8 protein-coding genes are annotated in these 10,620 nt (G+C 70.1%); 1 reads left to right on the forward strand and 7 read right to left on the reverse strand.

All coding sequences use genetic code 11. The features are described from left to right. Nucleotides 1-112 precede the first annotated feature (112 nt). The 6 genes from mutL to ileS form a co-directional block, all read right to left on the reverse strand. Nucleotides 113-1,960 (reverse strand): DNA mismatch repair endonuclease MutL, encoded by a 1,848-nt coding sequence (mutL, locus tag BLQ43_RS14015; protein ID WP_090022587.1) that lies wholly within the window; start codon nucleotides 1,958-1,960, stop codon nucleotides 113-115. A 17-nt stretch (nucleotides 1,961-1,977) separates the two neighbouring features. Then, entirely contained in the window at nucleotides 1,978-3,333 is a 1,356-nt protein-coding gene (locus BLQ43_RS14020; RefSeq protein WP_090022589.1) for a M16 family metallopeptidase, read from the reverse strand. Between the two features lie 4 nt (nucleotides 3,334-3,337). Next, nucleotides 3,338-4,726, reverse strand: coding sequence for a M16 family metallopeptidase (locus tag BLQ43_RS14025; protein WP_090022592.1), 1,389 nt, complete (start codon nucleotides 4,724-4,726; stop codon nucleotides 3,338-3,340). A gap of 3 nt (nucleotides 4,727-4,729) precedes the next feature. Next, nucleotides 4,730-5,314, reverse strand: coding sequence for a DUF3035 domain-containing protein (locus BLQ43_RS14030; protein ID WP_176758700.1), 585 nt, complete (start codon nucleotides 5,312-5,314; stop codon nucleotides 4,730-4,732). A 63-nt stretch (nucleotides 5,315-5,377) separates the two neighbouring features. Then, a complete protein-coding gene (gene lspA / locus BLQ43_RS14035; RefSeq protein WP_090022599.1) occupies nucleotides 5,378-5,869 on the reverse strand; it encodes a signal peptidase II in 492 nt (163 codons plus the stop codon). Next, complete coding sequence (gene ileS, locus BLQ43_RS14040; protein ID WP_090022603.1) at nucleotides 5,870-8,719, reverse strand: isoleucine--tRNA ligase; 2,850 nt, start codon at nucleotides 8,717-8,719, stop codon at nucleotides 5,870-5,872. 188 nt (nucleotides 8,720-8,907) lie between these two features. Here ileS and BLQ43_RS14045 point away from each other — a divergent pair, with 188 nt between their 5' ends. Further along, nucleotides 8,908-9,507, forward strand: coding sequence for a class I SAM-dependent methyltransferase (locus tag BLQ43_RS14045; RefSeq protein WP_090022607.1), 600 nt, complete (start codon nucleotides 8,908-8,910; stop codon nucleotides 9,505-9,507). A 22-nt stretch (nucleotides 9,508-9,529) separates the two neighbouring features. Here the strand turns inward: BLQ43_RS14045 and BLQ43_RS14050 are convergent. After that, the coding region (locus BLQ43_RS14050; protein ID WP_090022610.1) for a methyl-accepting chemotaxis protein at nucleotides 9,530-10,620 on the reverse strand (1,091 nt) is incomplete at its 5' end.

Below are 10,620 nucleotides of genomic sequence, written 5' to 3' on the forward strand. Positions count from 1 at the left end.
CGACGCGTCCCATTCATGACGCACGGATCGCACCGAGACCGAAGGTGAGAGACCCATTCACCTCGACGTTACGCCGGTGTCGAATGACGGATGGGATTGAACTGCCTTCAGTTCAGCGGCGGCCGAAGAGCTTTTCGATGTCGTGGAGCTTGAGCTCCACGTAGGTGGGCCGGCCGTGGTTGCACTGCCCGGTGAAGGGCGTGGATTCCATCCGGCGCAGGAGGGCGTTCATCTCCTCGCCGTTGAGGCGGCGGCCCGCGCGCACCGAGCCGTGGCAGGCCAGCGTGGCGCAGACGTGGTCCAGGCGGTCCTTGAGCGCGATGGCGCTGTCCCACTGCGCCAGTTCGTCGGCGAGATCGCGCAGCAGGGCCTGAACGTCGGGCTCGCCCAGCAGCGCCGGCACCTCGCGCACCACCAGCGCGCCGCCGCCGAAGGCCTCCACCACGAGGCCGAGGTCGGCCAGCTCTTCGGCGCGCTCCGCCACGCGCGCGGCCGAGGCGGCGTCCAGCTCCACCACCTCGGGGATGAGGAGCATCTGCCGCGCCACGCCCGTCGCCGCGAGCTCGCCCTTCATGCGCTCGTAGACAAGACGCTCGTGCGCGGCGTGCTGGTCCACGATCACCAAGCCGTCGCTGGTCTGGGCGACGATGTAGTTGGCATGCAGCTGCGCCCGCGCCGCGCCCAGGGGATGCGCCTCGCCCGTCTCACTGGCCTCGTCCTCGGCTGCCGGCGCCGACGCTCCCGGATCGGGCGTGGAGGCCGGCTGCGCGCTCGGTGCTGCCGCGCGCGCCTGCGGGGCGGCGTCCAGCTCCGGCAGCGGCGCGTGGTAGGCGTGCGCGGCGTCCGCCATGCCGGCGGGCGCTTGGTGGGCCGGCCCGCTGGCCGGGCGCGCCGGGGCCGGTCCCGCGCGCGGCTGCGCGGCGGCGACGGCCTGATCCGCCACGGTGGCCGAGGCACGGTGCCCCGCTTCCGCCAGGGTGTGCTGGAGCGCGCCGACGATCAGCCCGCGCACGCGCTCGTTGTCGCGGAAGCGGACCTCCGCCTTGGCGGGGTGGACGTTCACATCCACAGCTTCCGCCGGGCAGTCGAGGAAGAGCGCCACCATGGGGTGGCGGTCGCGCGCCAGGAGGTCGCGGTAGGCGCCGCGGATGGCGCCCTGGAGCAGGCGGTCCTTCACCGGCCGCCCGTTGACGAAGAGGTACTGGGCGCGCGCGTTGGCGCGGTTGAGCGTCGGCAGCCCGGCGTAGCCCGAGAGCCGCAGCCCGTCGCGCTCGGCATCAACGGGCACGGCGTTGGCCTTGAAGTCCCGGCCCATGATGGCGCCCAGGCGCTCCAGGCGGGCGCTGAAGAGATCGCCGGCGCACGCGTCCAGGCGCAGGGCCGTGCGGTCCTCCGAGACCACGGCGAAGCTCACGCCCGGGTTCGCCATGGCCAAGCGCTGCACGGCGTCGAGGATGTGCTGGGTTTCCGTGCGCGCGGCCTTGAGGAACTTGAGCCGCGCGGGCGTGGCCTGGAAGAGGTCGCGGACCGCCACGCGCGTGCCCGCCGTCATGGCCGCCGGCTCGGGGCCGTGCAGCGCGCCGCCGTCCACGGTGAGCTGCCAGCCCTCGTCCTGGCCGGCGGGGCGGCTGGCGACCGTCATTGTCGCCACCGAGCCAATCGAGGGCAGCGCCTCGCCGCGAAAACCCAGGCTGTCGATGTGGACGAGGTCGTCGCCGGCGAGCTTGGAGGTGCAGTGGCGGTCCACGGCGAGGCGCAGCTCGTCCGGCGTCATGCCGCAGCCGTCGTCCTCGACGGCCAGATACGCCTTGCCGCCCTCGCGCAGGCGCACGGTGATGCGCGACGCGCCCGCGTCGAGCGCGTTCTCCACCAGCTCCTTGGCGGCGGCGGCGGGGCGCTCGACCACCTCGCCCGCGGCGATGCGGTTGACCACGCCCTCCGGCAAGCGACGGATCGCCATGACGGCCTCGGCGGGGATCAGGACCCGATCTCGGGCGCGGGGCGCGTGGGCTCGACGTCTGTTGGCTCCCCCACGATCACGGTGGTGAGCGCGTCGGCTTCCAGCAACTCACCGGCGACGCGCTTAGCATCTTCCGCCGTGACGCCGTCGATCAGCTCGCGCCGCTCGTCCATGTAGTCGATGCCCAGCTTCTCGCGCTGCATGGCGCGCAGCACCGCCGCGATGCCGCCAGTGCTGCCCAGGTTCGTGGCGAAGGAGCCCTTGAGGTAGGTCTTGGCGTCCTTGAGCTCCTTCTCCGTCGGCCCCTCGCTCGCCAGCCGCCGCCAGGTGTCGCGCGTGAGCTTCAGCGCCTTGGCCACGCGGTCGTTGGACGTGCCGAGCCCGCCGCCGATCAGCGGCGCGTGCTCCAGGGTGTGCAGGTAGCTGTAGACGGAATATGCCAGCCCGTGTTCGACGCGCACGGTCTGCATCAGGCGCGAGGCGAACGAACCGCCGCCGAGGATGTAGTTGACCAGGCTGGCGGCGTAGTAGTCCGGGTCGTCGCGGGCGATGCCGGGATGGGCGAAGGCCACCCAGGCCTGGCGGATGTCGCGGTCCACCACCATCGTCTCGCCCGCCGCCTCGGGCTCGGTTTCCGGCACCGGCTGCGCGGCCTGCGAGCTTTGCGGCAGCCGGCCGAACGCCTTTTCCAACAGCGGCTTGAGCTCTTCGGGCGTGATGTCCCCGGCCACGCCGATCACCAGGCGGTCGCGCGTGAACGCGCGCTCGACGTAGGCGTGCAGGTCCTTGGGCGCGATGGCGTCCAGGCTGGCGGGCGTGCCGTCCGTGGGCTCGCCGTAGGGGTGGTCGGGGAAGAGCGCCCGCATCAGCGCGCGGTTGGCGATGTAGCTCGGCTCCTCCGCCTGGGTGGCGAGGTTGGCGCGCACCTGGCTCGTGACGCGCGCCACGGGCTCGGGGTCGAAGCGCGGCTCGGTCAGGGCCAGCCCGAGCAGCTCGAAGGCGCGCCCGCGGTGCTCGCTGAGCGTCTTGAGCGTACCCGAGAAGTCGTCGTGGCCGGCGCCGAAGGACATCTCGATGGCCTTGGCGGCGAGCGCCTCCTGAAACGCCTGGCTCGGCAGCTCCCCGGCGCCCTCGTTGAGCGTGCCCGCCACGAGGTTCGCCACCCCCGGCTTGTCCGCCGGGTCCAGCGACGCGCCGCCGCGGAAGCCGAACTTCACCGAGAGCACGGGGTTGGCGTGGTCTTCCACCAGCCAGGCCTCGATGCCGGAGCCCGTGACCACGCGCTTGGGGTCGACGGCGCCGGCCGGGGAGCTCCAGCCGACCGCCAGCACCAGCACGGCGATCAGCGGCGCGGCGAAACGCAGCAGCGGCATGGGATCAGCTCGCGGGCTCGGCCGTCAGCACGGCGGTGACGGACCGGGTTTCCTTTAGGACCTGCTCGGCCGCGGCCTCGACGTCGGCGGGCGTGACGGCGCGGATGCGCTGCGTCCACGCCTCCACGTCCTCGACCGTCTGGCCGACCGTGAGCGCGCGGCCGATGATGCGCGGCGCGGAGGAGATGCTGTCGCGCGCGTAGACCGCGTCGGCGCGCAGGCGGGTGATCGCGTCCGACACCGCCCGCTCGGAAACGCCGTTTTGCAGCACATCGCGGATCTCGGCGCGCAGCGCGGCTTCCACCTTCTCGATGGGCACCTCGCCGCGCGGGGAGATGTAGAAGCCGAAGCTGGTCCGGTCGTAGGCGGTGGGGCTGTACCAGCTCCCCGCGCTCACGGCGAGATCCTTCTCCACCACGAGCGCGCGGTAGAGGCGGCTGGTGGGGCCGCCGCCCAGCACCTCGTCCAGCACCTGCAGGGCGTAGGGCATGCCCTCGTCCTCGGCCGTGCGGTAGCTGGGCGCGAGGTAGCGGATGGACAGGCGCGGCTGCGACACCTGCGGGCTGCTGAGCGCAACGCGGCGCTGGGCCGTCTGCTCGGGCTCGGTGACGCGCTGGCGCTCGGGCACCTCTTCCCGTTCGATGTCGCCGTAGTGCTTCTCGGCCAGCTTGCGCACGGCCTTGGGCGTGACGTCGCCGGCGACCACGAGCACGGCATTGTTTGGGGCGTACCAGCGGTCGTAGTAGCCCTCCAGATCGGCCAGCTCGAGCTTTTTCAGCTCGTTTTCCCAGCCGATGATGGGCGTGCCGTAGGGATGGTGCAGGTAGAGCGTGGCCGAAGCCATCTCCTGCAGGCGGCTCTGGGGATCGTTGGTGACGCGCTGGTAGCGCTCCTGCAGGACCACGCGGCGCTCGGTGAGGAAGTCGCTTTCGCCCAGGCGCAGGTTCTCCATGCGATCCGCCTCGAGCTTCATCATGAGCCCGAGATGCTCGCGCGCGACCGTCTGGTAGTAGCCGGTGTAGTCGTCGCTGGTGAAGGCGTTCTGCTCGCCGCCGTGGCGCGCGACGATGCGGGAAAAGGCGTTGCCCGGGTGCTTCTCCGTGCCCTTGAACATCATGTGTTCAAAGACGTGGGCGAGCCCGGACTTGCCGTGCGGCTCGTCGGCCGAGCCCACCTTGTACCACAGCATCTGCGTCACGATGGGCGCGCGCCGGTTCTCCACCACCACGACCTCCAGCCCGTTGTCGAGCGTGAAGGTGGTGGGGTTGAACAGCCCCTGCGACGCGGCCCCGTCCGCCGCGGGGGCCGGCGCGGCCACCGCGAGCAGGGCCGCGCCCGTCAGACCGGCCAGCACGCGCCGCAGCGCGCGCGGGCCGCACAAGCGGTTGCGCATGTCCTAGAAGATCCCTTCCAACCAGCCGCGTTCCTCGTCGCCCTCGCGCTCGATCGTGGGCGATTCGCCCTCGGTGGGCTCCTTGCCCACGGCCGCGTTGCCGCGCAGGCGCTCCGATTCGGCCTGCGCGTCGAGCACGCTGGCGTTGCCGTTGCGCTCGCGCCAGAACACCAAGCGGTCCGTCAGGCTGGCCTCGTTCGCCTTGCGCGCCTCGGCCTCCAGGCTGTCGCGAACCCCGCCGGACGCGTCTTCAGCGCCGGCGGCGCCCAGCAGCGCGCGCTCGCCGCGCGACATCTCCTTGGTGCCCTCGTAGGTCAACTCGCTGCCGTTGGCGTCATCGCCCCCGAACACGGCCGCCTCCGCGTCGCTGCGCGGCTGCCGCGCGTCCGGCCCCTCGCCCTCGCGCTTGGGCGGGCGCAGCTCGAACTCCGGCGGCATGCTGAGCGGTTTGTTGGAAACCACCCGGAATTCGTCGGGCGGCTCCTTGGTCATGCCGGTGGCGTCCTTGATGCTGTCGCACCCACTGACCAGCAGCGCCGCGCCGAGAGCCACGGCGACCGCCAGCCGGCTGCCGGCGTTCAACTGCATGCCATCGATCCCGTGTCCTGGGGTCATCCCGCAAGGCCCCTCACGTGGGGCTTTCCCTGCCCGTTAGGTTTGCCGGGCCGCGCGCTCCCGCAAGAGGGAGTCGAGCAGCAGCCCGATCACGCCCACCGTAATGCCTGCGTCCGCCACATTGAACGCGGGCCAGTGCCAGCCGTACGCGTGCACGTCCACGAAGTCCATGACCGCGCCGAAGCGCAGGCGGTCGATCACGTTGCCCAGCGCGCCGCCCGCGATCAGGCCCACGGCCACGGACGCCAGCCGGCCGGGGACGCCGACGACCAGCCAGGCGATCAGCCCACCCGCCACGATCGTGCCGAAAGCAGCGAGCAGCCACACCTGCACGGCGCTGCCCTCGCCCAGCAGGCCGAAGCTGATGCCGGGGTTCCACACCAGCACGAGGTTGAGAAACCCGGTCACCTCGATGATGCGCGGCGGCACCATCACCACCTGATGGATCAGCACCTTGGTGGCCTGATCCAGCGCCAGCACCAGCGCGGCCAGCAGCAGGCCATACGTGGCGGAGCCCGGGCGCGCCATTCAGGCGGCGGCCATGCCCAGATGGGTGACGGCGTCGGCGCAGCGCGAGCAGGTCTCGGGCGCGCGCGGGTCGCTGCCGACGTCCGGGCGCACCTGCCAGCAGCGCTGGCACTTCTCGCCCTCGGCCAGGCGCACCACCACGGCCACGCCGGGCGCGTCGTCCGTGGTGAAGGCCTCGGCCGGCGCGGCCTCGCGCGTCACCGTGACGCCGGAGGTGATGCAGATCTCCGCCAGATCGACGTCGGCCACGGCCTCGGCCAGCGCGTCGTCGGCGATGTGGACGACCGGATGCGCCTGCAGCCCCGCGCCGATGCGCTTTTCCGCGCGCTCGACCTCCAGCGCGCCCGTCACCGCGCGGCGCACCTGCCGCACCTTGTGCCACTTGGCCGCCAGGGCGTCCTGCCGCCAGCCGGCGGGGATCTCGGGGAACTGGCGCAGGTGCACGCTCTCTTCCGGCCCGGCGCCGTGGGCCCACCACGCCTCCTCGGCCGTGAACGCCAGGATGGGCGCCAGCCACGCCGTCAGCGCGTGGAACAGCCGGTCGAGCACCGTGCGGCAGGCGCGCCGGCGCAGGCTGTCGGGCCGGTCGCAGTAGAGCGCGTCCTTGCGCACGTCGAAGTAGAACGCCGAGAGGTCGACGGCGCAGAGTTGGTAGAGGTGGTGGTAGATCGTGGTGAAGTCGTAGCCCTGCGCGCCCGTCTCGATGACCTGCGCCGTCTCCGCCATGCGGTGCAGCGCCCACTGCTCCAGCTCCGGCATCTCCGCCGGATCGACGCGTTCGCTGGGGTCGAAGTCGTGCAGCGTGCCGATGAGGAAGCGCAGGGTGTTGCGCATGCGCCGGTAAGCGTCGGCGTGGAAGCCCAGGATTTCGTCGCTGATGCGCACGTCGCCGGCGTAGTCGGCCGCGACCACCCACAGGCGCAGGATGTCCGCGCCCTTCTCGTTCATGATGTCCTGGGGCGAGATGACGTTGCCCATGGACTTGGACATCTTGTGGCCCTTGCCGTCGAGCACGAAGCCGTGGGTGAGCACGCCCTCGTAGGGCGCCTCGCCGCGCGTGCCCGAGGCTTCCAGCAAGCTGGTGTGGAACCAGCCGCGGTGCTGGTCCGTGCCCTCCAGATAGAGCGTGGCGGGCCACTTCAGGTCGTCGCGCTGTTCCAGCACGAAGCTGTGCGTGGAGCCGCTGTCGAACCACACCTCCACGACGTCCTGAACCTGGGTGTAGTCTGCGGCGTCGTAGGCCTCGCCCAGGAAGCGCTGGGGATCGCTGTCGAACCAGGCGTCGCCGCCCTCGGCCTCGAAGACAGTGGCGATGCGCTCAATGACGTCCGGATCGCGCAGCGGCTCACCGGTCTGCTTGTGCACGAAGATGGGCAGCGGCACGCCCCAGCGGCGCTGGCGCGAGACGCACCAGTCGGGGCGGTTCGCGATCATATCGTAGAGACGTTGCTTGCCGTCAGGCGGGTAAAACTTCGTGTTTCGAATCGCCGCTAGAGCCTTGTGCCGCAGCGCATTTTTGCCCATCGAGATGAACCACTGCGGCGTGACTCGGAAGATCAGCGGCACCTTGGAGCGCCAGGAGTGCGGGTAGGTGTGGCGCAGCGTGCCGCGGTGGAGCAGCGCGCCGACCTCGCGCAGCTTGTCGATGACCGCGCGGTTGGCGCCGCCTTCCTTGCCCTTGGGCGTGTAGACCTGCTCCCCGGCGAAGAGCGGTACGTGCTCCAGGAAGACACCATTCTCATCGACCGTTTCCGGTATGTCTAATCCGTGCTGCTTTCCTAACAGCCAATCATCCGTGCCATGACCCGGTGCAATATGGACAATCCCAGTTCCCTGATCGAGAGTTACAAAATCGGCTGGAAGAACAGGTGATCTCACCCAAAAGCCCGCTTCTCGTAGCGGATGATTACAGACCACATCTTCTGAAAGCTTTTTACCGTCTATCGCTGCAATTTCCACATAGTGCTTGATACCAACCTCGCCGACAAAACTCGAAAGCAGGTCAGTAGCAACTACCAAGCGCTCACCGAACTCAGCGAGACTATCCTCATAAGTCTCATCTACTCGGATAACCGAATATGAAATATCTGGATGACACGCTAAAGCGCGATTGCCAGGCAACGTCCATGGAGTCGTCGTCCAAATAACGATGTTTGCGCCGCAGAGCTCCTCTGTCGGAGCCTTTATCACCGGGAAGCGCACCCAGATGGTGGGCGAGGTGTGGTCGTGGTACTCGACCTCGGCGTCGGCGAGCGCCGTCTTCTCCGCCACCGACCACAGCACCGGGCGCGTGCCGGCGTAGAGCCCGCCGCTCACGAGGAACTTGCCGATCTCGCGCACGATCTGCGCCTCGGCCTGATAGCTCATCGTGGCGTAGGGGTGGTCCCAGTCGCCCTCGACGCCGAAGCGCTTGAACTCCTCGATCTGGGTGGCCATCCAGCGCTCGGCGAACTCGCGGCACTCGCGCCGGAATTCCGTGACGGGCACGTCGTCCTTGCTGCGGCCCTCGGCGCGGTAGCCCTCCTCGACCTTCCACTCGATGGGCAGGCCGTGGCAGTCCCAGCCGGGAACGTAGTTGGCATCATAGCCGCGCATCTGCATGGCGCGGTTGATGACGTCCTTGAGGATCTTGTTCAGCGCGTGGCCCATGTGCAGATGGCCGTTCGCGTACGGCGGGCCGTCGTGCAGGACGAACTTGTCCCGGCCGGCGCTCTGCGCGCGCAGCTTGCCGTACAGGTCCATCTCGTCCCACGTCGCGAGCGTCTGCGGCTCCCGCTTGGGCAGGCGCGCACGCATGGGGAAATGGTCGGCTTGGGGCAGAAATACCGTGGCGCGGTAGTCGACGCTCATAACCGCACGATCCCGATGGCCTCTTGCGACGCCGCGCGTGGGACCCTATCACTGTCGGTTACATACCGCGCGGCCGTGGACGGGCGAACGTAGCACCGCGCCGTGCGGGGTCAAGCGCGCACGACCGGCACAGCGCGGTCAGGGCATACGACGAACAGAGCATCCGAACGGCAACGGGAAACGCGCCCATGGCACAGGCACGCGGCGAACTGGGCATCTTCCTGCGGCGCTGGCTCGCCCATCCCCTGCGCGTGGGCGCGATCGCGCCCAGCTCGCGCGCCCTTGGCCGGCTGGTGGCGCGCAACGCGGTGAGCTCGCCCGACGACATCGTCGTCGAGCTGGGGGCCGGGACGGGCACGATCACGCACGACCTGCTGGCCGCCGGCGCGCGCGAGGAAAACCTCGTGCTCGTGGAGCTGGACACGGATCTGGTCGCCTACCTCCGCCGGCTTTACCCGCGCGCCACGATCCTCGCCGACGACGCCAGCACGCCCGCCGAGATCGTGCCCGGCGAGCTGCTCGGCCGCGCGGCGACGGTGATTTCCGGCATCCCGGCGCTGCAGTTCTCCGACGCCAAGCAGCGCAGCTACATCGGGCAGTGCATCCAGTGCCTGCGCGAAGGCGGGCAGATCCTACAGTACACCTATTCGCTGAAGTCCCCCATCCGCCAGCGCGAAACCGGCGTCACCGGGCAGCGTCTGGGCGTGGCCCTGGTGAACGTGCCGCCCGCCCACGTTTGGGGTTACACCCCGGCGGTGGAAGCCGAGCCGGCCGCGGCGGCGGAGTGACGACCGCCGCCTGCCCGGGCCGTCAGGTAAAATCGGCGGCCAGCCGGTCGAGCTGCGTCATGACCTCCTGCGACGCCTCGCCGGCCTCGCGGACCTTTTCCGCCGCGCCGTCCAGATCGCCCGCGTTGTAGCGGCGCGTCGCCTCGATGCCGCAGGCGTGCACGCGCTCGTGCGGCGCCTTGAGGGCTTGCCAGGCGGGGTGGCGCGTGAGCGTTTCGTCCGTCTGGGCGTCGTACCAGCGCCCCAGGCGGCAGGCGTGGTGGTCGGCCAGCTCGGCCTCGTTCAGCCGCGCCCGGCCGGCGAGCATCTGCGCCAGCTTGCGCATCCAGATCATATGGTCCGATTTCGCCGCCTGGATCGTGGCGTAGGCGGGCGCGCGCGTGAGCACGTCCTCGATGCCGGCGACGATCTCCTGCTCGCTCGCCTCGAGCTGCGAGATCGCCGATTCGATCACCGAGAGGTTGCGGTTGCTCATGTCCGCGATCGTGGAAATGCTGCCGGCGATCTCGTTGGAGGCGCCGGTCTGCTGCTCCAGGATCGCCGCGACGTGGTGCAGGCGCTGCTTCACCGCGTCGACGCGCGAGGCGACCTGCTTCATCTCCTGACCCGTCGAGGCGACGACCTCCTGGCCCTCGCGCACGCGCCGGCCGCTGTCCTCCATGGCGCCGACGATGTTGGTGATCTCGCCCTGCAGGGTCTCGATGCGCCCGCGGATGGTTTCCGTGGCCTTCTGCGTCTGATTGGCGAGCGACTTCACCTCATCGGCCACCACGGCGAAGCCCTTGCCCGCCTCGCCGGCGCGCGCCGCCTCGATCGTGGCGTTGAGGGCGAGCAGGTTGGTCTTCTCCGCGATGTCCTGGATCTGCTGAACGATCTCGCCGATCTGCTGGGACGCCTCGGAGAGTTTGCTGACCTGCCCAGAGGCCTGCTCCACGCTCGCCACGAGGCCGTCCATCGTCTCCGCCGCCTGATCCGCCGCCTTCACGCCGGCATCCGCGCTGTCCGCGACCTGATCGGCCTCCTGCCGGGCTTCCTGGGAGTGCTCGGTGATGCTGCCGACTGAGGTGGACAGCTCCTCCACGGCGGAGGAGATCGACTGCGCCCGGTCGTCCA

Source organism: Limimonas halophila, assembly GCF_900100655.1.
GTDB classification, from domain to species: Bacteria; Pseudomonadota; Alphaproteobacteria; order Kiloniellales; family Rhodovibrionaceae; genus Limimonas; species Limimonas halophila.